Consider the following 25,064-nt stretch of genomic DNA (forward strand, 5'->3'; position numbering starts at 1 on the left):
GTCGTTACCAGGTAGCCGTGTTCGGCAGGTCCAACGTGCCACGCTCCACAAAGCGCATGGTGCCGAACAACCCGCCCGCCAGCTTGCCGCGCAGCACGTAGGGCAGGTTGTTCAGGCTTTGGGTCTGGCTCAGGCCCAGGGTTTGGCGCAGTACGGAAAATGCCGAAACACTTACCGGCACCATCAGCACGGTCTCGGAAAAGCGCGGCACCGAGCCTGCCTGGTCACTCACGCCTGATGCCAGCGGCCGGCCATTGACGTCCAGGTCCAGGGCGATGCCGCTGTAGTCGATGGCCGTTTCATTGGGGTTCTGTACCCGCAGCTTCACGGCGAAACGCACTTCCAGGTCTTGGCTTTGCAGGGGCTCGATCCCCACCACCGTGATGTTGACCGGGTCGCGGTGGGGGAACAGCGCGCAGGCGCTCAAGGTCAGCAGCAGTAACGATAGAACCATGAGCTTGCGCATCTGAAAGTTGCTCCTATTGCGTAACGTCCGGGTCTTGCATGACTTTGAGGGTAGAAGACTCCGGGTCGAATTCGTCTTCTTCCAGCTCTATGAACTCTTCGGGCAGGAAAATGTTCAGCACGATCGCACAAAATGCGCCCACGGTGATCGGCGATTCAAAGATGTTGTGCAGGGCCTTGGGCAGGTCGCGCAACACTTCCGGCACGGCGGCGACGCCCAGGCCCATGCCCAGGGAGATCGCCACGATCAGCACGTTGCGTCGGTGCAGCCCGGCTTCGGCGAGGATCTTGATTCCGGCCACGGCCACGGTGCCGAACATGATCAGCGTCGCGCCACCGAGCACCGGCTTGGGCATCAGTTGCAGTACCGCGCCGATCATCGGGAACAACCCCAGCAACACCAACAGGCCGGCGATAAAGTACGCCACGTAGCGGCTGGCCACACCGGTCAGCTGGATCACGCCGTTGTTCTGGGCGAAGGTCACCATCGGCAGGCTGTTGAAGGTGGCGGCCATGGCCGAATTGAGGCCGTCGGCCAGCAGCCCGGACTTGATGCGCTTGATATACAGCGGGCCCTTGACCGGCTGTTGCGAAATCATCGAGTTGGCGGTCAGGTCACCGGCCGCTTCAAGCGGCGAAATCAGGAAGATCACGGCAACCGGGATAAACGCGACCCAATCGAACGAGAAACCGTACTTGAACGGCACCGGTACGCTGATCAGCGGCACCTGGGGCAGGGCGGCCATGTCCACGCGGCCCATCCACCAAGCCACGACAAAGCCCAGGGTCAGGCCGATCACGATCGAACCCAGGCGCAGGAACGGGTTGCTGAAGCGGTTCAGAACCACGATGGTCAGCAGCACCAGTGCCGCCAGCCCCATGTTGCCCGCCGCGCCCAGGTCGCTGGAGCCAAAGCCGCCGGCCATGTCGGTGACCGCCACCTTGATCAGCGACAAACCCATCAGGGTAATGATGGTGCCGGTGACAACCGGGGTGATCAGTTTGCGCAGTTTGCCGATGAACTGGCTGAGCACCACTTCGATAAAGGCTGCAAAAAAACAGATACCGAAGATCGTCGAGAGAATTTCATCGGTCCCGCCGCCCCGGGCCTTGACCATGAAGCCGGCGCTGAGGATCACACTGATAAACGAAAAACTGGTGCCCTGCAGGCACAGCAGGCCGGAACCCACCGGGCCGAACTTGCGCGCCTGCACAAAAGTCCCCAGCCCCGAGACGAACAGCGCCATGCTCACCAGGTACGGCACTTCACTACCCAGTCCCAGAACACCGCCTACAATCAGGGTGGGCGTGATGATCCCGACGAAACTGGCGAGCACGTGTTGTAACGCGGCAAAGATCGCCGCGGTGAAGTGCGGACGGTCTTCCAGGCCGTAGATCAGGTCGGATTTATAGCGCGGTTGGGGGGCATGAGCGTCAGACAAAATGAGGGCTCGGGTCAGAAAATGGAGACGCAGGATGCCAGAAACTGCTAATCGTCAGAAGTGTAAAAAAATATTTATAAAGACCCTGCATAAACCGCCGGTGCTTGCCGATAGCCTGGGCAGGTCACCTATCAATTACAACAATGGTGACCAAGGTCTGAGCCGCGCGTTGACGCCGACGGATCGTTCGCGGCAGGGACGCATGCAAACACATCTTATGAGAGCGCATCTATGTCCCTTCGCCATCTGAATATTGCCCCTCGAGCTTCTCTCGGTTTTGCATTGATTGCCTTATTGGTCGTGGTATTGGGAATGTTTGCGGTTAATCGCATGACGTTGATGCGTCAGGCGTCGGCGGACATGGCCACCAACCAACTGCCCAGCGTCACTTATCTAGGGGTTATCACGGAGAACGTACTGCGCTTGCGTATCCTGTCATTTCGGGTGCTGGTCAACCGTGAGGCGGCGGGCCTGCAGGAGGCCGAAACCCGTATCGGTGTATTGCTTGATAAAGTGAAAACCGCTCAGGCCGGTTATGCGGTGATGCCAGCCGGCCCGGAGGAGGCGGCCTTGTACAAGACGTTTATCGTCACCCTGGACAACTACATCAAGGCCCAGGCCGAGATGCTGGCTTTGTCCAAGCAAGGCAAGCTCGATGAGATGCGTACCCTGATCAACACCCGCATCAAGGACGGCACCGATCAGATGGGCGAACAGTTGAACAAGCTGATCGCGATCAATGTGGCCGATGCCCGGCAGGCCAATGATGATGCCGAGCAGAGTTATCAAAGTGCCATCATCGGTGTCGTCGTGGTCTCGGTAGTAGCCGCTTTGCTGACAGTGTGTCTGGCCTGGGCGCTGACCAGGAGCATCGTCACGCCATTGCGCAAAGCCGTGGAAGTGGCCGAGACCATCGCCGGTGGCAACCTCAGCAAAGTGATCGAGGACGATGGCAAGGACGAACCGGCGCGTTTGCTCAGTGCCTTGTCCGCCATGCAAGCCAACCTGCGCCAGACCATCCAGCATATCGCCGGCTCCGCCACACAGTTGTCCTCCGCCGCCGAAGAGCTGAGTGCGGTCACCGAGGAAGCGTCCCGGGGCCTGCAACAACAGAACAATGAAATCGACCAGGCCGCCACGGCCGTCAACGAAATGACCGCTGCCGTGGAAGAGGTGGCGCGTAACGCGGTGTCGACCTCCGAAGCGTCCGGCCAGTCCAACCAGGCCGCCCGTGCGGGACGCGACCGCGTGGTCGAAACCGTCGAGGCCATCCAGACGATGACCCAGGATGTGCAAAACACCTCGGTGCTGATCGAAGGCCTGGCGTCCCAGGGGCGTGATATCGGCAAAGTGCTGGACGTGATTCGCGCGATTGCCGAACAGACCAACCTGCTGGCGCTCAACGCGGCGATTGAAGCGGCCCGCGCCGGTGAAGCCGGGCGCGGTTTCGCGGTGGTGGCCGACGAAGTGCGGGCGCTGGCCCATCGCACAGCACAGTCGACTCAAGAGATCGAAAAAATGGTCGCCGGCATCCAGAGCGGAACCGGCGAAGCCGTGCAGTCGATGCAGCAGAGCAACCAGCGTACCCATGCCACCCTGGAAATGGCTCGCGCCGCCGGTGTGGCCCTGGAGCAGATCACTCAATCGATCAGTCTGATCAACGAGCGCAACCTGGTGATTGCCAGTGCCTCGGAAGAGCAAGCCCAAGTGTCCCGCGAAGTGGACCGCAATCTGGTTAACATCCGCGACCTGGCGACCCAGTCGGCGGCGGGTGCCAACCAGACCAGCTCGGCCAGCCATGAACTGTCGCGCCTGGCGGTGGACCTGAATGGGATGGTGGCGCGCTTCGTCATCTGACCTGCAATAAGGCCAAAAATGTAGGAGTGTAGGAGTGTGGGAGGGGGCTTGCTCCCGATAGCGGTGAATCAGCTAGAACAGCTGTGGCTGACACACTGCAATCGGGAGCAAGTCGAATCGTCGCACCGCCCCTCCCACAATTGCTCTCTTTTTTGTGTCAGAGGCTATGGCTTCCACACCCCCGGGTTCACCAGGTTCGTCGGCTTTTGCCCGGCCAGCGCCTGCAACAGATTATCCACCGCACACTTGGCCATCGCCTCGCGCGTCTCTTGGGTTGCCGAGCCGATATGCGGCGTGGCGACCACGTTGTTCAACCGCAGCAACGGCGACTCGTGATTGAGCGGCTCACGCTCGAACACATCCAGCCCCGCCGCCCGGATGGTGCGCTGCTGCAAGGCTTCGACCAACGCCGCTTCGTCCACCACCTTGCCCCGCGAGATGTTGATGAAGATCGTCTCCGGCCCCATCCGCCTGAATGCTTCGGCGCCAATCAGCTTCTCGGTTTCGGCGGTCAGCGGCAAGGTCAGGCAGACAAAGTCAGCCTCTTGCAGCAAGTCGTTCAGGCTGCGGTACTGCGCGCCGAAACGCTGTTCCACCTGCGGCTTGGGCGAGTGGCTGTGGTAGATCACCGGCATGCCGAAGCCGAAATGCCCGCGCTGCGCCAGGGCTTCACCAATGCGCCCCATGCCGATGATGCCCAGGGTTTTGCCGTGCACGTCGGTACCGAAGTGCGCCGGGCCGATGTTCTTGTTCCATTGGCCGGCGCGCACCATGTCGGCCAGCTCGACCACCCGGCGTGCGGTGGCCAGGATCAACGCAAAACCGGTGTCGGCGGTGGTTTCGGTGAGCACGTCCGGGGTGTTGCTGAGCAGGATGCCGCGCCGGGTCAGGTAGTCGATGTCGTAGTTGTCGACCCCCACCGAGACGCTGGCCACCGCTTCCAGGTAGGGCGCCAGGTCCAACAGTTTGGCATCCAGGCGCAGGCTGGCGCCGAGCAGGCCATGGGCGCTGGGCAACGCGTCGCGCAGTTTGGCCAGGCCCGTGTCGTCCAGCGCGTCGATCAGCGTGACATCGGCCTGTTCATGCAGGCGAGCCATCAGCGGCGCGGAGAGTTTTTTGTACAGCACAACAGACTTTTTCATGAGGTTTTGACCTTCAACTCCAGGGTTGGCGCCCGTACGCGATCGCTGGCGCCGGGCTTGAGGAAAATCGTCAGCACCACCGACAGCAGCAACGCGCCGCTCATCAGCAGGTACGAGGCGCCGGGCGAGCCGGTGCTGCTATTGAGGTAACCCACCAGGTACGAACCACCGAATGAACCCAGCGCGCCCATGCTGTTGATCAGCGCCATGGCGCCACCGGCGACGTTGGCCGGCAGGATTTCCGGGACGATGGCGAAGAACGGACCGTAGGGCGCGTACATGCAGGCTCCGGCGATCACCAGCAAGGTGTAGGACCACCAGAAATGTTCGGCGCCAAGCGTGTAGGAGCCGTAGAACGCGATGGAGGCAATCAGCAACGGTGGCCACACAAAGCGTTTACGCTTTTGCAGTTTGTCCGAGCCCCACGACACCACCAGCATGCCGATCACCGCCGCGAGATAAGGCAGGGCCGACAACCAGCCGGCCTCGACCATATCCATTTTCAAACCCGCCTTGAGGATCGACGGCAGCCACAACACAAAGCCGTACACGCCGATGCTCCAGCAGAAAAACTGCAGGGCCAACACGATCACCTTGGGTGAGCGGAAGGCTTCGGCGTAGTTCTTCACCGCCTTGATGCCCACCTGCTCGGCGGCCAGGGCGCTCTCCAGATCCTGTTTCTCGCTGTCGCTTAGCCATTTGGCGTCCTTGGGCCGCTCATCGGCCAGGCGCCACCAGATAAAGGCCCAGATCACCGCCGGCAAACCTTCGATGATGAACATCCAGCGCCAGCTGAAGTGCTGCACCAGGTAGCCCGAGACCACCGACATCCACAGCATGGTCACCGGGTTGCCGAGGATCAGGAACGTATTGGCGCGCGAGCGCTCGGCACGGGTGAACCAGTGGCACAGGTACACCAGCATCGCCGGCATCACGGCCGCTTCAACCACCCCTAGCATGAAGCGGATGGTGATCAGCATATAGGCGTTGGACACCACGCCGGTCAGCGTCGCCAAGCCACCCCAGAAGATCAGGCTGACAAAGATCAGCTTTTTAACGCTGCGCTTCTGGGCGTACATTGCCCCCGGCACCTGGAAGAAAAAGTAGCCCAGGAAAAACAGCGCGCCGAGCAGCGACGACATTCCGGGGGTAATCATCAGGTCTTCGGCCATCCCGGAGGCGGCGGCGAAGCCATAGTTGGCGCGGTCCAGATAGGCCAGGCTGTAGGTGATAAAAACGATCGGCATGATGTACCACCAGCGGCGGGTGGCGAGTTTCACGGTATCCATGGTGTTGCTCCTGAGCTTGTTGTAGTTGTTGCAACAGGTTGTGGTGTGCGGGCTTGCCCCGCGCCGGGCTGCGGCGCCTTTGCTCAGCTCGCCTTCTGTGCCAGCGGCAGGTCTGCCCTGAACGGCAAGCCTTCCATATCGCCACGGCTCTGCACGGCACGGCTGCCGATCCAGTTACCGCGCTGCACGGCCTCGGGGAAACTGAGGTTTTCCAGCAGGGCACTGACCATGCCGACGGCGAAACCATCGCCGGCACCGACGGTATCCACCACGGTTTCCACCGGCACGGCGGCGATGAAGCCTTGGTCCATGCGGGTCCGGTAGTAAGCCCCATCCGGCCCCAGCTTGATCGCCACGGCCTCGGCGCCCTGGTCCAGGTAGAAGGCGGCAATATCGGCCGGGTCATCAAAGCCGGTGAGCAAACGGCCTTCGCTCAAGCCCGGTAATACCCAGTCGGCCAGGGCGGCGAGGGCATTGATCTCGCGGATCATCTGCTGCTCGTCGGGCCATAGCGATGGGCGCAGGTTCGGGTCGAACGACACGCTGCGCCCGGCCTTGCGCATTTGCATCATCAACTCGCGGGACAGTGCTCGCGTGGCGTCGGACAAGGCCGCTGGAATGCCGGTGGCGTGCAGGTGGCGCGCTTGCAGCAATGCCGGTTGGATGGCCTCGATAGACAAGTGGCTGGCCGCCGAGCCTTTGCGAAAGTATTCGACCTGGGGATCGGCGCCGCTGTCTTCACGGGACTTGAGTTGAAAACCGGTGGGATGCAGCGGGTCGACCGCTACGTGGCGGCAGTCCAGCCCTTCTTTTTTCAGGCTGTCGAGCACAAAACGGCCCAGGGAATCATTGCCCACCCGGCTCAGCCAGGCCACGTTGAACCCCAGGCGCGACAGGCCGATGGCGACATTGCTGTCGGCCCCGGCAATGCGCTTGTGAAACTGCGCCACCTGCGCCAGGTCGCCGGTCTGTTCAGCGACGAACATCGTCATGGTTTCACCAAACGACAGGATATCGAGCTTAGACATGGGCATTCTCCAGACGGGGCTGGCCAAGGGTGGCGAGGGCGGCGACCTGCTGGGCGGTGACCTGGACCAGGTCATCGCCTTGCAACGGAAATTCCACGGCCCGCGTAATACCTTGGGTCATGTGCTTGAGCAGTTGTTCCCACAGATGCAGGTCGGTGGGGCCGGGCGGCAGGGCGACGAGCTTGCCGTCCTGGCGACGGGCCACGGCTTTGCAGTGCAGGTAGTCCACATGCCGGCCGAGCAGGCGGGCGGCGGTGAGGGCGGACTGGTCCTGCCACTGCCAGTTGCCGATGTCGAAGGTCATCTTGACCGGCAGGCCGAGGCGCTCCACTTCACTGAAAAAGCGTTGCATCGGCTCGATACGCCCACCGTGCAACGTCTGGTCGTTTTCCACCAGGAGCCGGACCGGGTGACGGCTGAGCAGGGCGTGCAGGCTTTGCAGGTCGTTGGTGTCGGTGAAGTAACCCAGGGACACCTTCAACCAGCGCGAACCGAAAGCCAGGGCGCGATCCAGGGTCGCGGCCAGTTCAGCATTGGGCTGGGCGCGACCGGCGACCCAGAGTTCCAGGGGCGATGAGAACACCGATTCCAAATGCTGCTGCGCCGCTGCCTGGGCCAGTTCGCCAGGGTGCTCGTCGGTCAACAGTTCTTCGCGCCATTCGATGCGTTGGGCACCGGCAGCGCTGAGCACCTGGACAAAACTCAATTGGCCCTGCTGGCGGACCAGGTCGGCGCCGTAGCTGGAAAGGCTGATGGAGACGGGGTATTTATGCATTGTTGTGTACCTCTGAAACCGGTTTCATTTTTTTGTGCAAAGGAAGGTGCAAAGAAAGGTGAAAGACATTTAAAGGCGCCGAGTGGAGCCCCGCACGATCAACTCGGGCAGGAAGTCCAGGGTGCGCGTGGGATCGGTGTCGCCGCGCAAGCGCTTGAGCAAACAGTCAAACGCACTGGCGCCGATCGCCTCGGTCGGCTGGGCGAGGGCGGTGATGCCACTGCCCACCAGCGGATACCAGTCCAGGTCATCCAGGGCGAGCAGGCCAACGTCGTCGAACAAGTGGCAGCCCAACGCCTTGAGCGCGCGGGTGCAGGCCAGCGCGGCGACGCCGTTGGCGCAGAACAGCGCCTTGGCGCCGGGCTTGGCGAGAAAGACTTGCAGGTTGTTTTCCAGCGCCTCATCGAGCTCCAGCACCTTGCCGGTCAACCCTGGGCGGCGGTCGATCTCGGCAATGAAACTGGCCTGGCGCTCCAGGCGCGAGCTGGTGCCGTCGGCCGCTTCACTGACCATCAACACATCGCGGTAGCCCTGCTGCTGGAGATGCTCCAGCGCCATGCGCACGGCGGCCGGGTTATCCAGCCCCACCAGGTCGCTGTGCAACGGTTCTACCTTTCGGTCTATCAGCACCAGGGGCATTTCCCGTTGCAGCTCCAGCAGTTGGTCGAGGTGATGGCCGAGGGTATTCACGATCAGCCCTTCGATGTTGTACGAACGCAGCGCCGCCAGGTGCTGGCGCTCCTGCTCGTCATCGCGGTCGGTGTTGCACACCACCAGGCTGTAGCCGTGCCGGCGGCAGGCGGTTTCGACGCCATGCATCACCGCAATGGAGTAGGGGTTGCGGATATCCGCCACCAACATGCCGATCAGGCGTGTGCGGCCACGTTTCAGGCCGCGGGCCATCTGGTTGGGGCGGTAGCCGAGGGCTTCGATGGCGTGTTCGATGCGCAGGGCAATGGCATCGGAGAGCAGCGCGCGGTCATCGCCGATAAAGCGCGACACGCTGGCCTTGGACACCCCGGCGCGCTCGGCGACGTCGAGCATGGTCACGCGGCTGCGCTGGGCGGCGGAAAATGGAGTCACGGCAGAACCTTTCTTATTGGATTTGGTGTTTCACTGAAACCGGTTTCAGAAAACACTAGTCAACCGGCCTCGTCAAGAATTTCTTGGTGATGGCTCTGTCGTCAGACGCTGAAAAGCGGACGAATGGCGCTGCTACCTGTGAAATCTGACAGTATCAGCCGGCGTAAAGGAGGTGTTCAATTGCACCAACAGCGCCTGAGCCGTCTGAGTTTTTAGACAAAAAGGCGCATCGAGAGTGATTGAGTTGCGGGAGGTTTCGATGACCACTTCCAATACAACCCAGCCGAATGCGAATGGTCCTTCGGGCCCTGGCGGTATCCTCGTGCTGGATAAGCCAAAAGTCGTCGATGCACTACCGGATGGGTTGATCCCCGCTAAATTTTATTTCGACGATTTGAAGATGTTGCTTGAAACGCCTTGGGCGGTTTTACCCGCTACAGGCAGGTTCCAATATGTGATTTTTGAGTGGGCTGTCCATGGCGCCAGACCCGCCGATACCCCCCCGTTCGAACTGGTTGGCCCGCTGACGGATGCCGACTTTCCCATATCGCTGACGATTCCTCGGGCCTTTTTACTGAGCAGCGCTGTCGTTGATCTCAGGTATCGGATCCATAACACCCGGCCAGATAGTCCCAGCGTCGATACCTCTGAAACGGTGACTATCAGAATCGACCGCGATGCCCCTGGTGCTGGCGCGTTCCTTCCTCCTGCGATTTTCCCGATAGATCCGATAACTCAGGACTACCTGGACAACAATCCCATGGTGCCCATGGAAATCCCTCCGGGCTATCGAGGACGTGAGGTCGGTGACAAGGTACATATGTATTTTTCTGACCTGAATATGCTGCCAACGGGCTTGCCGACACTGACCTCGCTACCGCTGACGAGTGCCAATGGCCGCATTTTTGTAGAGGTGCCCAACGACGTGTTCCGCAGGTTCCCGGGTGCTCTCTGGCTGTTCTGTTTTTATCGTCTGGAGGACCGTGCCGGAAATGTGAACCCGGAATTTTCACAGGTGGCGCGGGTCGGGCTGCAAACCGACCTTCCTCCCATCATGTACACACGCCCCCGGTTTCCCCAATCCGAGTCCCACCCCAACCGGTATTTGACCTGCAGCACTCAGCCGCCGATTTGGTTAGGGGTCGAGGTACACATTCCCCCCGATCCGAACATCCTTGATGGGGATTTGATCACGCTCAGGTTTCAAGGGTATGGCCAATACCCTGATGTCAATCCAGACCCCAACATTGTGGAAACCCTTGAGCATTATTGGGACGCGGGAGGGGATGCAGCCGGCTTCAACTTCTGGATCCGTGATGTGGAACGTCTGATCCGCCCATTGAAAGAGAACGCAGGTGGGGAGGCTAGCTATTTGGTGTCCAGAGCGGGGGCGATCATAGGCCGCTCCGCCTCTAGGTTCGTGCAGTTCGACCGTGTGGTGCTGACGTCGCCACCGCCGCCCGACCCCATCTACTGCTGGATTGACGGTAATGGCCCCGAGCCTTGAGCCGAGTCATCCCAGCGCATGAATGTTGGGCTACATCGCTCTGATGGATGTTTTTTCGAGTCAGCGTGGTTGGCTGAATGCCATCGACGGGAGCGAGCGTGTCTGTTTAAAACACCAAGGAGAGACCGAAATGACTAAAAAACGTGGTTCGACTACTGCACCTGCGCCTTTGGTTCTCAATGCGCCTACGATCGTTGAAGCGCTGGATGATGCAACCGGCCTTATTCCTGCGTCGGTTGCACCTGTAGGTATTAACGTGGAATTGAGTACGGGGGTAGCGTCAAGGAACACCGATTGGATGAGCATCGAGATTCGCGCTACTGATGTGATTCCGCCCACGTGGGTCACCTTGGTAGCGCCCTATCAACTAACCGCCATTACCCCCCCGGTTCCGCCCGTTATCACCAGGTTCGTCCCCGCGCCGGCACCCCAGTTCCGACATGGTTTCTACGAGCTTAGAAATACCCAGTACCGTAATCTAGCGGGCATACCGGGAATCCCCGTCGACAGCTCCAATCCGGGGGCATTTCGGGTCGATACCATTGCGCCTTATGCCGTTGAGTCATCCCGTGAGCAACCGGATGTTCCGGAGTTTGTCAACGCGCCGCCGGGCACCGTGATCAACAATGCGTTCCTGATACAAGAAGGTGGCCTGGAGATCCGCATTCCAGCGAACGGTTATCCCTCGCAGCCGGGGCAATTCGAAGAAGGGGACAGGTTTTTTGTTTACTTCAGTCCGGTAATGGACCCGCGTCCCGAGCATTTGGTCAGCGATCCACTAGGGATACCGATGCTGACTACGGGGGGCACTTTCTTCCTGCCGGCCGCTCAGATAATTTTGAGTGGTTTGTACTATGTTTTCTACACCATCCGTGATCGGGCCGGTAACGTCAGCCGCCCTTCGTTCAATGATTTTCGTACCGTTGCATTGCTTGAAGATCCCCAGCTATTGCCAGTCCACATTCCATTGGCGCCCGCCCCGCTCAACGGCAGTACCGATGATCTGCTCGATATTCTGGATTATGTGCAAGGTATTGACGTTCATATTGAAGAGTACCTTCATCATGCGATCGGGCTGGACAGGTTCGAGTTGCAATGGGGTACGCAGCCATATGGGACGCAAACGCCAGCGCTTAGCGGATTTGACGTTATCTTCAGTAATATGAACGACGCGATCAAGGCCGCATATACCGCAACACTGGGGCCGCAGACTGTGATCGTGCGCTATCGTACCGACCGAAATGGCGTTCTCTTTGACTCTCCCGACAAAACCGTGCGACTTGATTTGTCGGTGGAAGGCCCGATTCTTCCTGGCACCCTTGAACCGGGAGATGTAAACCCTGGACTGCAACTGGCACAGGTGTATGGTGCGGTTTCGACTCCCGAGTTGAATACCCTGCGCATCGTCGACGCGAATCAACCTGTCACGATTGTGATTCCGCTCTGGACCGCTGCAGCGGCGCCCCATGCGAACAACAGGTTTTTCCTGTTCTGGGGCGTCACCCGAGAGCGCGTCGGGCCTTTTAACCTCAGTACCCTGACGCCCGGGGCGGATGCGACGTTCCCCATCCCGTGGGACGTAGTGGCTAGACATGGTAATGGCATGCAGCCGGTCAGCTACGTAGTCACCGGCCCCGGCACCACTAATGAAAACCCATCGGGTGTTACCACCGTCAACGTGATCGATGCCGTGACGGAGATATTGCAAGCTGCTCAATTCCGGCATCTTGATGCCAACGCTGAGTGGAGCTGCGTGTCCTTGCAGAGTCGTGGCCCTGGGGTGCCACCGACGCTCTTTGCCGAGCTTTTCATTCCAGCAGATCCAAGACTGGTGGTCGGTAATGATGTGAGAGTAACCGTGACTATTTGGAGCGAGGCCTTTGGTTTTCCACCGGGCCCATTCACGCAAGTCTTTACCCACCCATCGTTGAGCCAGGATGACGTGGATAATGGCTTCATTGTCGAAATTATTTACGGTGCATTCCTCAAGCAGTCTGTGATTGGGCCTTGCGAAGTGACCTACAGCACAGTGGTGAGCAGCGGAGCGACCGGTAACAGTGAACTGGCCGAGGTTTACTCGGTATTTTCCAATCCGGAGACCTACTGCGACGGTATGACTATCGTGAGACCTTAAGCGAGCTGTTCGTTGGAACCGTCAAAGGGAAGCGTCGCTTCCCTTTGACGTATCCGGCAGTTGGTAGTTGAAAATAGGCATTCTAGAAGCTGAGCTCGCAGGTTCACCTCGATCGCCTTATATTTCTGAAGCTATGTATTGCCCGCCGCTACATCCTGTTCAGATTAATCCTACATCCTTGGGTAAGTTCACTCAGTAATCTCTGCGCCGCACAGGTAAGGCTCCATTCCGAGGGAACGAGCCAAACCGTTTCAAAGGCACTAGCCCAGAGAGTGAAAACCTATGTCCGTGTTAACCAACTTCGAGCTCAAACCCTTGAGCAAGATGATGAAAGTTCAAACTATTACTTTTCTTATGTTTGCCGCTTTTCAATCGAGCGCACACGCTGTTCAACTGATTGGCGAGTCAAAAACCATTGAGGCCGGTGAACTACCCAATGACTGGCAACTGGATATGAAGTCCGAGCTGACCGTTAATGGTGCCCGGGCACAGCATATTCTGGTCAACGATTCGGCGTTGATTGTCAATGCGGGCAGCCTGATTGATGATGTCCGTGCCACCCAGGGATCGTCCGTCAGCCTGAACGGCGCTACCGTCGATTCATCTCACGCTGTGTTCGGCGCAGTGCGCCTGGATGACAGCAATGCTCTCATTCATGACAGCAACATCACTAGCCATACCACCGTAGGCCTGCAAACATTCCAGAGCTTCGACTCCGATAAAGGGGGCGTTGCCGAAGTATTCAATAGCACCATTCGTGGCCATATCGGCGGGGCGATTGCGGCGGGCAATAGTGAACTGCACTTCAGTCAAAACACATTGGTTGAAGGCACCGGCGCCGACAGTTTTGGCGTGTTTGTCGACAGGGCAACGGTCACTGCCAGCCAAAGCCGAATCATCGGCGGCAAAAACGGCGTGTTGTTCACTGATGACTATGACGAAGGCGGCGTGGGTAAACTGGTACTGGATAACTCCAGTGTCGAGGGCCGCAGCGGTTCCGCCATCGTGGTTAATGGTGAGCAGGGTTCGACCCCACGAGCAGAAATCGATGTGCGTAACGGCTCCACGTTGATCGGTGGCAACGGCACATTGCTGGAAGTTAACGGCGGCGCCACGGCGAGTATGAATGTCGACAACAGCCAATTGAAGGGTGACGTCATTGTCGAGGATGGCAGCAGCGCAGATTTGAAGCTGCAGAACCACGCCAGCCTGACCGGCCAATTGCAGAATGTCACCCGCCTGGATATCGGCGACCAGTCTTTTTGGGAACTCACAGGCGACAGCCAGGTTGGCGCACTGAGCCTGGCGGGCGGTACGGTGAAGTTCGGTCACACCGACGCGTTCTATCAGCTGGATCTGGACAGCCTCGACGGTAACGGCACCTTCGTCATGGGCACCGATTTCGCGCGTGGCGTCACGGACTTCCTGAATATCGAAGGCGAGGCCAAAGGCAATCACCGCCTGTTGCTCGCGGCCAGTGGTGCGGAACCGGTCAATCCGGAGGATATTCGCATCGTGCATACCGGCGGAGGCGACGCGCAATTTTCCCTGGTCGGTGATGTGGTCGACGTAGGTGCTTACTCCTACGGCCTGAAGAAGGAAGGCACTGACTGGTTCCTTGACCCGAACAACCGCGTGATAAGCCCAGGCACTCGCTCGGTACTGGCCTTGTTCAATACCGCACCGACCGTATGGTACGGTGAGGCGACCTCACTGCGTACACGCATGGGTGAGTTGCGTTTCGAGCCGGGTCAGGCGGGGGTGTGGATCCGGGGCTATGGCAATAAGTACAAGGTGGCCGACAGCACGGGTGTTGGTTACAGCCAGAACCAACAGGGCTTTACCTTGGGCGCCGATACTCCGTTGGCCGACAGTCAGTGGCTGGTGGGGGTAATGGCGGGTCACAGCACCTCGGACTTGAACCTCAAGCGCGGCACTTCCGGTAACGTGAAGAGCTACTACCTGGGTGCCTACGCGACGTGGTTGGACGAGGAAAGCGGTCTGTATTTCGATGCGGTCGCGAAGGTCAACCGGTTCCATAATGAGTCCAAGGTTGGGCTCAGTGACGGAACTTCGTCCAAAGGCAAGTACAACAACACCGGTGGCGGTTTGTCGGCGGAGGTCGGTCGCAACATCAAGTTGGACGATGGGTTCTTCGTCGAGCCGTATGCGCAGATGTCCACCGTAGTCATCCAGGGCGGCAGTTACAGCCTGGATAACGGTCTGCAAGCCAAGGGCGAGCGCACCCGCTCGATACTGGCCAAGGCCGGTGCGACCGTGGGGCGTGACATCCAACTCGACAGCGGCAGTGTGCTACAGCCTTATTTACGGGCAGCGATGGTGCATGAGTTTGCCAATAACAATAAGGTTTCGGTCAATAACAATGTGTTCAACAACGATCTGTCCGGTTCCCGAGCAGAATTCGGTGCGGGTGTGGCTGTGAAGTTGTCGCAGAACCTTCAATTGCATGCCGATCTTGAGCACAGCAGCGGCGGTAAGGTTGAGCAGCCTTGGGGCGCCAACGTGGGGGTTCGTTACACCTGGTAATTACACGCTATGCAAAAACGCCCGTATCGAGAGATACGGGCGTTTTTGCATGTGGCATGACCATCAACTGGTCAGGTTGAAGTCGACTTCGACCAAATGTGGATTTCCGTTGGCATCGGCATCGGTAGTAGCATGCAATGTACCTCTGATTTTAATGACACCCGGGGCCAGCCCCATGATGATCAAATCGCCTTTAATGCCACTGACCGTATAGTGTGCCGTGGGCGATTTTACCGAGTACCAGACTTCAACGCTGGTAAATTCCTGCTCCTCCAATTTGATTACCTTGCCGACTTCAATACTATCGGGCACCTGAATAAATAGTTCTTTGATGGTGGCCGCGTTATCGGCATGCCGGGCATTGACTCTAAAGACCGCCAGCTCGTAATTGCGGGATAGGGTGGTGGTCTGAAAATGAACGGGAGCGGAATCGATACGTGCGTCGAAGGTACCCGACGCATTGATTCGTTTTGGGCCCAATGCCTTTTGTTGCTCGGGGGTTAAAATTTGCGCTTGTACAGTCATGATCGCTTCTCCATCGCGGGTGGTTGTGCGAATAACAGAGGCATCAGCGGCTCTGTCTGAAGCATGTAATAGCAGAGTGTCTAACCTGTAAACTGTCAGAAATAACAGTATACGTAGACCGTAATGTATGAGCGTTTCTCGACGGATCAAATAGTCTAAGTGCACATTTTTAATTCGTTTGAGTACTAACTCAAACCGCTTCTGGCAGGTTCACATGGGGATACTCGGCCCAGTCCAGCTCAGCGTCTAAAAGCAGGTGCGGTGTCAGCTGAACAGCCCGGCGGCGATATTGATCGAGAACCCCAGAATCGCCGTATTGAACAGAAACCCGATCAACGATTGCCCCAGCACCACCTTGCGCAGGCTGCGCGTGGCCACGCCCACATCGGACGTCTGCACCGCCACGCTGATGGTGAAGGAGAAATACAGGAAGTCCCAATAGTTCGGCGTGAGCAGCCCTTCGGCAAAGCGCAGTGCCGGTTCCTTGCCCTCCCAGGTGTAATAGAGGCGAGCGTAGTGCACGCTGAAAATCACCCCGATCAACAACCACGAGCCGATGACCGTCAACCCGGTGAAGCCGTAATGCAACAGGCGCTCGGTGGGGGCCAGGTCTTTACTGCCGATCAGCTCGAACGTGATGGCGGCGAGGCTGGCGATGGCCGCGATGCAGACCATGAACAGCACCAGGCCGGCGTTTTCATCCTCGATTTCCGCGATGCGTTTTACATCCTGCGCCTTGGCGCGGATGGTCAGCCACAGCATCAGGACCAGATAGGTCCACACGCCGGCGTTCCAGCCGATGAGGATTTTGCCCAGGAGGGTGTCGGACGGTGCCAGGATGCCCACCGCAATGCCCATTACAGCGGCGGTGGAGAGGCGAGGGTGGGTGCGGGCTAGAAAGGGCATAGGTGCTCACAACTCAGGGGTTGTGAGCACCATAGCATCACTCGGTCTTATGGCGCTTGCGCACCAACTTCATGACCACCACAAAGAACACCGGCACAAACACCACCGCCAATGTCGCCGTGATCATTCCGCCGATCACCCCCGTACCAATCGCCTGCTGGCTCGCCGAACTGGCACCGGTGGCAATCGCCAGCGGCACCACGCCGAGAATGAACGCCAGCGACGTCATGATGATCGGCCGCAGGCGCAACCGCGCAGCCTTCAAGGTGGCGTCGATCAGGTCGTCGCCCTGCTGGTACAGGTCCTTGGCGAACTCGATGATCAAGATCGCGTTCTTCGCCGACAGGCCGATGATGGTGATCAGGCCCACCTTGAAGAACACATCGTTGGGCATGCCCCGCAAGGCCACGGCCACGACCGCGCCAAGCACACCCAGCGGCACCACCAGCAATACCGAGGTCGGGATCGACCAGCTTTCGTACAGCGCCGCCAGGCACAGGAACACGATCAGCAGCGACAGACCAAGCAACAGCGGCGCCTGGGAGCCGGACAAGCGCTCCTGCAACGACAGCCCCGTCCATTCCTGGCCCAGGCCCGCCGGCAGTTGGCTGACCAGGCGCTGGATCTCTTGCATGGCCTCGCCGGTACTGTGACCCGGCGCCGGTTCACCACTGATGGCGATGGCCGGGTAGCCGTTGTAGCGCGTCAACTGCGTCGGGCCCTGAGTCCATTTGGCTTCGACAAACGCCGACAGGGGCACCATCTTCCCGGCGTTGTTGCGTACGTTGATCTTCATCAAGTCCGCCACCTGGCTGCGCTGGTCGCCTTCGGCCTGCACCACCACCCGCTGCATGCGGCCCTGGTTGGGGAAGTCGTTGATATAGGCCGAGCCGACGGCCGAGGACAACACATTACCCACATCGGCGAACGAAACGCCCAAGGCGTTGGCTCGCTTGCGGTCAACCTGCAACTGCACTTGAGGCGCTTCGGCCAGGGCGCTTTCGCGTACGTTGGCCAGGATCGGGCTTTTTTCCGCCGCCGCCAGCAGCTCGGTGCGGGCTGCCATCAAGCCGGCATGGCCGACGCCACCGCGATCCTGCAAACGGAACTCGAAACCGCTGGAGGTGCCCAGGCCATCGACCGGCGGGGGCAGGATCGCGTAGGCAACGGCGTCCTTGAGTTCGGTGAAGGCCATGTTGGCGCGCTCGGCAATCGATGCGGCAGCGTCATCGCTGCCACGTTCCGACCAATCCTTGAGCGTGGTAAACGCCAACGCCGCGTTCTGCCCGGAACCGGAGAAACTGAAACCCATGATCATGGTGGTATCACCCACCCCAGGTTCTTCGGCGTTGTGCGCTTCGATCTGCTCGGCCACCTGCACCGTGCGGTTCTTGCTCGCACCCGGCGGCAGTTGGATATCGGTGATGGTGTAGCCCTGGTCTTCCACCGGCAGGAACGAGGAGGGCAGGCGGCTGAACATCCACCCCAGGCCCACCAGCAATACCACGTAGATCAGCAAATAGCGGCCGCTGCGCTTGAGCGCATAGGCCACCCAGCCTTCGTAGCGGTCGGTGAGGTTTTCAAAGCGACGGTTGAACCAGCCGAAAAAACCGCCCTTGGTGTGGTGTTCGCCCTTGGCAATCGGCTTGAGCAGGGTCGCGCACAAGGCGGGTGTCAAGGTCAGGGCCAGAAACGCCGAGAACAGGATCGAGGTGGCCATCGACAGCGAGAATTGCTGGTAGATCACCCCCACCGAACCCGGCATGAACGCCATCGGCAGGAACACCGCGACCAGCACCAGGGTGATGCCGACAATCGCGCCGGTGATCTGGCCCATGGCCTTGCGCGTTGCCTCCTTGGGCGACAGGCCCTCGGTGGCCATGATGCGCTCGACGTTCTCGACCACCACAATCGCATCGTCCACCAGGATGCCGATGGCCAGTACCATGCCGAACATGGTCAGCACGTTGATCGAGAACCCCAGCAACAGCATGGTCGCAAAAGTGCCCATCAAGGCAATCGGCACCACCAGGGTCGGGATCAAGGTGTAGCGCACGTTCTGCAGGAACAGGAACATCACCGCAAACACCAGCGCCATGGCTTCCAGCAGGGTGTAGACCACCTTGGTGATCGAGACCTTGACGAACGGCGAGGTGTCGTACGGGATCTTGTATTCCACGTTGGCCGGGAAGTAACGCGACAGCTCATCCATCTTCGCCCGCACCAGGGTCGCGGTGTTCAGGGCGTTGGCGCCGGGTGACAGCTGCACGCTGACCGCAGTGGACGGCTTGCCGTTCAGGCGTGTGGAAAACTGGTATTCCTGGCTGCCGATTTCCACCCGCGCCACATCACCGATGCGCACGGTGGAGCCGTCCGGGTTGGCTTTAAGCACGATGTCGGCGAATTCCGCCGGCGTCGACAGCTGGCCCTTGACCAGGATCGCTGCGGTGATTTCCTGGGTCCTGGTCCCCGGCAAATCGCCCAGGCTGCCCGCCGAAACCTGCGCGTTCTGCGCGCTGATCGCGGCGTTGACGTCGGCCGGCGTGAGGTTGAAGCCGATCAGCTTCTGCGGGTCGATCCAGATCCGCATGGCGCGCTCGGCACCATACAGTTGGGCCTTGCCCACACCGTCCAGGCGCTTGAGTTCGTTCATCACGTTGCGCGCCAGGTAATCGCTGAGCGCCACGTCGTCGAGCTTGCCGTCGTTGGACGTCAGGGTCACCAGCAGCAGGAAGCCTGCGGAAACTTTCTCCACCTGCAAGCCTTGCTGGGTCACCGCCTGCGGCAGGCGCGATTCCACCGCCTTGAGACGGTTCTGCACGTCTACCTGGGCCATTTCCGGGTTGGTGCCCGGTTGGAAGGTCGCGGTGATCGTCGCCGAGCCGAGGCTGCTCTGGGATTCGAAGTACAGCAGGTGGTCGGCGCCGTTGAGCTCCTGCTCGATCAGGCTGACCACGCTTTCGTCCAGGGTCTGGGCCGAGGCGCCCGGGTACACCGCGTAGATTTCCACCTTCGGCGGTGCGACGTTGGGGTACTGCGCCACCGGCAACTGCGGGATGGCGATTGCGCCGGCCAGCAGGATGAACAGGGCGACCACCCAGGCGAAGATCGGGCGGTCAATAAAGAACTGCGGCATGGCGGGTTATTCCTTTACGAGACGGCCCGAGGCAGGGCTGTCATCCACTTCGACTTTTTCACCGGGGCGCGCATGTTGCAGCCCTTCGACGACGATGCGGTCGCCGGGCTTGAGGCCACTGCTGACGACCCAGCGGTCCTCGATCACGGCGCCCAACTCCACGGGTTGCTGGCTGACGGTCTGTTCGGTATCCAACAGCAGCACCATCGGTATGCCGGCGCTGTCTCGGGTAATGGCGCGTTGCGGCACGCTGATGCCTTGCTTGTCGACGGCCTGTTCCAGGCGCACCCGCACAAAGCTGCCGGGCAGCAGGTCGAGGTTCGGATTGGGGAACTCACTGCGCAGGGTGATCTGCCCGGTGCCCGGGTCGACGCTGATGTCGGTAAACAGCAATTTGCCCGGCAGCGGGTACGGGCTGCCGTCATCCTGGATCAGCGTGGCCTTGGCCTGGTCCTGGCCGACCTGCTTCAGACTGCCGGCGCGGAAGGCGCGGCGCAGGTCATTCAGCTCACGGGTGGACTGCGTCAGGTCGGCGTGGATCGGGTCCAGTTGTTGGATGATCGCCAGGGGCGTGGCTTCGTTCTGGCCGACCAGTGCGCCTTCGGTCACCAAGGCGCGGCCAATACGTCCGGAAATCGGCGCGGTCACGGTGGCATAGCCCAGGTTCAGTCGGGCGCGTTCGACGGCCGCCTTGTTAGCGGCGACTTCAGCATTGGTCTGGCGCAGGTTGGCGCGGGCATTGTCGTAGTCCTGGGCGCTGATGGCGTTGCCGTCGACCAACTGGCTGTAGCGCTGTTCCTGCAAGCGAGCCTGGAAGGCATTGGCCTCGGCTTTGCTCAGGTTGGCCTGGGCACTGTCCAGGTCGGCCTTGAACGGTGCCGGATCGATGCGAAACAGTACGTCGCCCTGTTTGACGTCATGACCTTCCTTGAACACCCGTTGCATCACCACGCCGGCCACTCGCGCACGCACTTCGGCAATCCGCGGGGCGGCGATGCGCCCGCTCAACTCGCTGGTAATGGAGAGGGGCTTGGCCTGCAGGGTTTCGATGCGGACTTTGGCCAGGGGCATTTCCGGCGCTTCGTCCGCCGAGTTGCCGCAAGCGCTGAGGGCCAGCGCCAGGGCCAGCAGGCAAAACGGCGCAAACAGATTCTTCGACATGCTCTTATCCCAATAATGACGGCTGCATCCTAAGGTCACCTGCGCCGTGGTGCTGTGAAGCTGTGTAGCGTGTCTGTGAAGAAATGTAAGGTGCGGCGCGCTCGGCGCCGCGGGCGTATATCCTTGCACAACCTTGCCGGCACGGGAGATCCGATGTGGGAGGGGGCTTGCTCCCACATGGGATTTTTGTTCGACCAATACTGTATTTTCTGGAAACACCTTTATGCCCAACATCCTTCTGGTGGAAGACGACGTCGCGCTCGCGGAACTGATTGCCAGCTACCTGGAACGCAACGGCTACCACGTCAGCGTGCTCAGCCGTGGCGACCATGTACGTGAACGTGCACGTCTCAACCCGCCGGACCTGGTGATTCTCGACCTGATGCTGCCCGGTCTCGACGGCCTGCAAGTGTGCCGTCTGCTGCGCGCCGACTCGGCGGGCCTGCCGATCCTGATGCTGACCGCCCGCGACGACAGCCACGACCAAGTGCTGGGCCTGGAAATGGGCGCCGACGACTACGTCACCAAACCCTGCGAGCCGCGTGTACTGCTTGCCCGTGTGCGCACCTTGCTGCGCCGCAGCAGCCTGTCCGAACCGCAGATGGCCAATGACCAGATCATCATGGGCAACCTGTGTATCGACCTGTCCGAACGCACGGTGACCTGGCGCGAGCAGCCGGTGGAGCTGTCCAGCGGTGAATACAACCTGCTGGTGGTACTGGCCCGGCATGCCGGCGAAGTGCTCAGCCGCGACCAGATCCTGCAACGCCTGCGCGGTATCGAATTCAATGGCACCGACCGCTCGGTGGACGTGGCCATCTCCAAACTGCGTCGCAAGTTCGACGACCATGCCGGTGAGGCGCGCAAGATCAAGACGGTGTGGGGCAAGGGTTACCTGTTCAGCCGTTCCGAGTGGGAATGCTGATTCATGTTCCGTGTGCTGATTCGTCTCTACCTGATCACCATCGTCACCTACAGCGCGGCGATCTTCCTGATTCCCAAGCTGGTCATCCAGTTGTTCGAACATCGCTACATGGACTACAACGTCGAACAGACCCGTGGCCAGCAGGCACTGATCGTCAAGCAATACCAGCGAGCGCCGGTGGAGCGCTGGTCGCAGGTCACCGAGCAGCTCGGCCGCGACTTTGCCCCGCTGAAGGTGCAATTGCTGTTGCGCCAGGACGCCAGCTACACGCCCGAGGAGGAGAAGCTGTTCGAGCAAGGCAAGCCGGTGATTCGCCTGGGGGAGTGGGGGTGGGCGGAGGAGGTCAGTTCACCGATCAACCAGCAGTTCGTGGTCAAGCTGACCGTTCCGCCCGACCCGATGGACATGAACCTGCTGTACTGGTCGATGAATGTGTTGATCGGCGCGGCGCTGCTGGCCTGCCTGCTGGTCTGGCTGCGCCCGCACTGGCGTGACCTGGAGCGCCTGAAAACCACGGCTGCGCACCTGGGCAGGGGGAACCTCAGTGAGCGAACGCACATCCCGCCCAGTTCCAACATCGGCAGCCTGGCGTCGGTGTTCGATACCATGGCCGATGACATCGAGCACTTGCTCAACCAGCAACGCGACCTGCTCAATGCGGTCTCCCACGAGCTGCGCACGCCGCTGACGCGCCTGGATTTCGGCTTGGCGCTGGCCTTGTCCGAAGACTTGCCCCAGGCCAGCCGCGAACGCTTGCAAAGCCTGGTGGCGCATATTCGCGAACTGGATGAGCTGGTGCTGGAATTGCTCTCCTACAGCCGCCTGCAAAACCCGGCGCACTTGCCGGAGCAGGTGGACGTGATGCTCGACGAGTTTATCGACAGCGTACTGGGCAGTGTCGATGACGAGATGGAAAACCCCGAGATCGTCATCGATGTGGCGCTTGACTGTGCTGTCGAGCGTTTCGCCCTTGACCCACGCCTCACCGCCCGCGCGTTGCAGAACCTGCTGCGCAACGCCACGCGTTATTGTGAAAAGCGCATTCAGGTGGGGGTGAAGGTGTGCCCCAAGGGCTGTGAGATCTGCGTGGACGATGACGGTATTGGCATCCCGCTGGACCAGCGCGAGCGCATTTTCGAACCCTTCTATCGCCTGGATCGCAGCCGCGACCGCGCCACCGGCGGCTTCGGCCTGGGGTTGGCCATCAGCCGGCGCGCCGTTGAAGCCCAGGGCGGAACATTGACCGCGTTGGCCTCACCCCTGGGCGGCGCACGGTTCAGGTTGTGGTTGCCGGCGGCAGGCGCATAATCAGGCTCCCCCGATTCGACTGAGGAGCGTTCGACAATGACCGATGTTCACGCGTCTGCCCAGCAGGGCTTCTCGACCCAGGCCGCCACCTACGCCCAGGGCAGGCCCGACTACCCACGGCAACTCATCGGTTGGCTCGGTGAGGCGCTGGGGGTTGAGCCGCAGTCGACGGTGATCGACCTGGGCGCCGGTACCGGCAAGTTCACCCGCTTGCTCAGCACCTTGACGCCTGCGCTGATCGCCGTCGAGCCGATTGCGGCGATGGCCGCGCAATTGACCAGGTCGCTACCCGATGTGCGCTTGGTGGAGGGCACCGCCGAATCGATCCCGCTAGGGGACGCCACCGCCGACGCAGTGGTCTGCGCCCAAGCGTTTCATTGGTTCGCCACGCAAGCGGCACTCGCGCAGATCCACCGTGTACTTAAACCCGGAGGGCGCCTGGGGTTGGTGTGGAATGTGCGTGATGAGTCGGTGGACTGGGTCGCCGCCATCACTGCAATCATCACACCTTATGAAGGTGACACGCCGCGCTTTCATACCGGGCGTTGGCGCGAAGCGTTCACCGGCAAGTATTTTTCCGCGCCTGAACTCACCTGTTTTCCCTACCAGCATGTGGGCAGCCCGCAGGAAGTGATCATGGACCGTTTCCTGTCGGTGAGCTTTATCGCCGCGCTGCCCGATGCCGAAAAGGCCAAGGTCAGGGCGCAGTTGCAGGCACTGATCGACACTCACCCCGCGTTGCAAGGGCGCGATAGCGTGGCGTTCCCGTACCAGACTCAAGCGTATGTGTGCCACCGACTAAGCTAAAAGGCATAAAGTCAGATCATATTGGTATAAGTCGTTATAAGAAAAATCGCTATCCTGCCGCCAGAAATTTATAAGGCCATGGGTAGCTGTAATGGATGTGGGTAATCTGGGGTTTGTCGTCGCTGGCCTGATCGTCGGTTTTATCGTGGGCATGACCGGTGTCGGCGGTGGTTCGTTGATGACGCCGATCCTGCTGTGGTTCGGTATCAACCCGGCGACGGCCGTGGGCACTGACCTGCTGTACGCCGCCATTACCAAATCCGGTGGGGTGCTGGTCCACAGCAAGAACCGCAATATCGACTGGAGCATCACTGGCTGGCTGACCCTGGGCAGCGTACCGGCGGTGTTGCTGACCCTGTGGTTCCTTGCCAGCCTGCACACCGATCCCAGTGCGATGAACGCGGTGATCAAACAGGCTCTCGGCGTGGTGCTGCTGCTGACGGCCCTGGCGATTCTGTTCAAGAAAAGCCTGTTGGCCTTCGCTCAACGTCATGCCGGCGATGATTACCACATGAGCCCGCGCAACCTGAACGGGCTCACGGTGGTGACCGGCGCCATCCTCGGCACCATGGTTGCCCTGACCTCCATCGGCGCCGGCGCCCTGGGCACCGTTGCGCTGTTTATCCTCTATCCCTTCCTGGCCACGCGCCGCCTGGTGGGCACCGAGATCGCCCACGCCGTGCCGCTGACCCTGGTGGCGGGCCTGGGCCACGCCAGCATGGGCAACATGGACTGGCACCTGCTGGGCTTCCTGCTGATGGGCTCGCTGCCGGGCATTTACCTGGGCAGCCACATGACCGGCAAAGTCCCGGACGGCGTGCTGCGCCCGTGCCTGGCGATCATGTTGATGAGCATCGGCTACAAGCTGGCTTTTTAAGATAAGTACCGGTCAATGTGGGAGGGGGCTTGCCCTAATGCCTGTCAGTTAAGCGATAAAGCGGACGATAAATAAATTGTGGGAGGGGGCTTGCTCCCGATAGCGGTGTGTCAGGTTCAGAAACCGTGACTGACACACCGCCATCGGGAG

Annotated in this window: 19 protein-coding genes; 8 read left to right on the forward strand and 11 right to left on the reverse strand. The window is 60.2% G+C overall.

Annotation, left to right across the window (positions count from 1 at the left end; all coding sequences use genetic code 11):
* Nucleotides 1–4 precede the first annotated feature (4 nt).
* Together DK870_RS20280 and DK870_RS20285 are read right to left on the reverse strand one after the other, a co-directional pair.
* A complete protein-coding gene (locus DK870_RS20280) occupies nucleotides 5–466 on the reverse strand; it encodes an LEA type 2 family protein (protein ID WP_090371436.1) in 462 nt (153 codons plus the stop codon).
* A gap of 13 nt (nucleotides 467–479) precedes the next feature.
* Nucleotides 480–1,907: a nucleobase:cation symporter-2 family protein gene (locus DK870_RS20285; RefSeq protein WP_104993477.1), complete on the reverse strand. Its 1,428-nt coding sequence runs from the start codon at nucleotides 1,905–1,907 to the stop codon at nucleotides 480–482.
* Between the two features lie 231 nt (nucleotides 1,908–2,138).
* Between DK870_RS20285 and DK870_RS20290 the strand changes: the two genes are divergently transcribed.
* A complete protein-coding gene (locus tag DK870_RS20290) occupies nucleotides 2,139–3,764 on the forward strand; it encodes a methyl-accepting chemotaxis protein (RefSeq protein ID WP_161549507.1) in 1,626 nt (541 codons plus the stop codon).
* A 164-nt stretch (nucleotides 3,765–3,928) separates the two neighbouring features.
* Here DK870_RS20290 and DK870_RS20295 read toward each other — a convergent pair whose 3' ends face one another.
* The 5 genes from DK870_RS20295 to DK870_RS20315 form a co-directional block, all read right to left on the reverse strand.
* On the reverse strand, nucleotides 3,929–4,906 hold the full coding sequence (locus tag DK870_RS20295) for an NAD(P)-dependent oxidoreductase (RefSeq protein ID WP_161549508.1): 978 nt from the start codon (nucleotides 4,904–4,906) through the stop codon (nucleotides 3,929–3,931).
* Nucleotides 4,903–6,195: an MFS transporter gene (locus DK870_RS20300; protein ID WP_161549509.1), complete on the reverse strand. Its 1,293-nt coding sequence runs from the start codon at nucleotides 6,193–6,195 to the stop codon at nucleotides 4,903–4,905. The genes DK870_RS20295 and DK870_RS20300 overlap by 4 nt, the downstream gene beginning before the upstream one ends.
* A gap of 83 nt (nucleotides 6,196–6,278) precedes the next feature.
* Nucleotides 6,279–7,223, reverse strand: coding sequence for a sugar kinase (locus tag DK870_RS20305; RefSeq protein ID WP_161549510.1), 945 nt, complete (start codon nucleotides 7,221–7,223; stop codon nucleotides 6,279–6,281).
* Entirely contained in the window at nucleotides 7,216–7,998 is a 783-nt protein-coding gene (locus DK870_RS20310) for a sugar phosphate isomerase/epimerase (RefSeq protein WP_161549511.1), read from the reverse strand. The genes DK870_RS20305 and DK870_RS20310 overlap by 8 nt, the downstream gene beginning before the upstream one ends.
* A 69-nt stretch (nucleotides 7,999–8,067) precedes the next feature.
* Entirely contained in the window at nucleotides 8,068–9,081 is a 1,014-nt protein-coding gene (locus DK870_RS20315; protein ID WP_161549512.1) for a LacI family DNA-binding transcriptional regulator, read from the reverse strand.
* A gap of 259 nt (nucleotides 9,082–9,340) precedes the next feature.
* Between DK870_RS20315 and DK870_RS20320 the strand changes: the two genes are divergently transcribed.
* From DK870_RS20320 to DK870_RS20330, 3 genes are all read left to right on the forward strand, one after another.
* Nucleotides 9,341–10,588, forward strand: coding sequence for a hypothetical protein (locus tag DK870_RS20320; protein ID WP_060757077.1), 1,248 nt, complete (start codon nucleotides 9,341–9,343; stop codon nucleotides 10,586–10,588).
* Between the two features lie 130 nt (nucleotides 10,589–10,718).
* Nucleotides 10,719–12,722: a hypothetical protein gene (locus DK870_RS20325; RefSeq protein ID WP_161549513.1), complete on the forward strand. Its 2,004-nt coding sequence runs from the start codon at nucleotides 10,719–10,721 to the stop codon at nucleotides 12,720–12,722.
* A gap of 282 nt (nucleotides 12,723–13,004) precedes the next feature.
* Entirely contained in the window at nucleotides 13,005–15,269 is a 2,265-nt protein-coding gene (locus tag DK870_RS20330) for an autotransporter outer membrane beta-barrel domain-containing protein (protein ID WP_161549514.1), read from the forward strand.
* A 63-nt stretch (nucleotides 15,270–15,332) separates the two neighbouring features.
* Here DK870_RS20330 and DK870_RS20335 read toward each other — a convergent pair whose 3' ends face one another.
* The 4 genes from DK870_RS20335 to DK870_RS20350 all read right to left on the reverse strand — a co-directional run bounded on the left by DK870_RS20335 (nucleotide 15,333) and on the right by DK870_RS20350 (nucleotide 20,997).
* Nucleotides 15,333–15,794 (reverse strand): hypothetical protein, encoded by a 462-nt coding sequence (locus DK870_RS20335; protein ID WP_060757074.1) that lies wholly within the window; start codon nucleotides 15,792–15,794, stop codon nucleotides 15,333–15,335.
* A gap of 264 nt (nucleotides 15,795–16,058) precedes the next feature.
* On the reverse strand, nucleotides 16,059–16,700 hold the full coding sequence (locus DK870_RS20340) for a DUF1345 domain-containing protein (protein WP_161549515.1): 642 nt from the start codon (nucleotides 16,698–16,700) through the stop codon (nucleotides 16,059–16,061).
* Between the two features lie 37 nt (nucleotides 16,701–16,737).
* On the reverse strand, nucleotides 16,738–19,836 hold the full coding sequence (locus DK870_RS20345; protein ID WP_161549516.1) for an efflux RND transporter permease subunit: 3,099 nt from the start codon (nucleotides 19,834–19,836) through the stop codon (nucleotides 16,738–16,740).
* Nucleotides 19,837–19,842: 6 nt separating this feature from the next.
* On the reverse strand, nucleotides 19,843–20,997 hold the full coding sequence (locus DK870_RS20350) for an efflux RND transporter periplasmic adaptor subunit (protein WP_060757071.1): 1,155 nt from the start codon (nucleotides 20,995–20,997) through the stop codon (nucleotides 19,843–19,845).
* A gap of 223 nt (nucleotides 20,998–21,220) precedes the next feature.
* Here DK870_RS20350 and DK870_RS20355 point away from each other — a divergent pair, with 223 nt between their 5' ends.
* The 4 genes from DK870_RS20355 (at nucleotide 21,221) to DK870_RS20370 (ending at nucleotide 24,914) form a co-directional block, all read left to right on the forward strand.
* Nucleotides 21,221–21,922 (forward strand): response regulator transcription factor, encoded by a 702-nt coding sequence (locus DK870_RS20355; protein WP_161549517.1) that lies wholly within the window; start codon nucleotides 21,221–21,223, stop codon nucleotides 21,920–21,922.
* Nucleotides 21,923–21,925: 3 nt separating this feature from the next.
* Nucleotides 21,926–23,230 carry an ATP-binding protein gene (locus tag DK870_RS20360; protein WP_104993490.1) on the forward strand — a complete coding sequence of 435 codons (1,305 nt, stop codon included), beginning with the start codon at nucleotides 21,926–21,928 and terminating at the stop codon, nucleotides 23,228–23,230.
* 36 nt (nucleotides 23,231–23,266) lie between these two features.
* Nucleotides 23,267–24,037 (forward strand): class I SAM-dependent methyltransferase, encoded by a 771-nt coding sequence (locus DK870_RS20365; protein WP_161549518.1) that lies wholly within the window; start codon nucleotides 23,267–23,269, stop codon nucleotides 24,035–24,037.
* A gap of 91 nt (nucleotides 24,038–24,128) precedes the next feature.
* Entirely contained in the window at nucleotides 24,129–24,914 is a 786-nt protein-coding gene (locus tag DK870_RS20370; protein WP_060757067.1) for a sulfite exporter TauE/SafE family protein, read from the forward strand.
* Nucleotides 24,915–25,064 lie beyond the last annotated feature (150 nt).

This window comes from Pseudomonas sp. Q1, assembly GCF_009935975.1.
Classification (GTDB): domain Bacteria; phylum Pseudomonadota; class Gammaproteobacteria; order Pseudomonadales; family Pseudomonadaceae; genus Aquipseudomonas; species Aquipseudomonas palleroniana.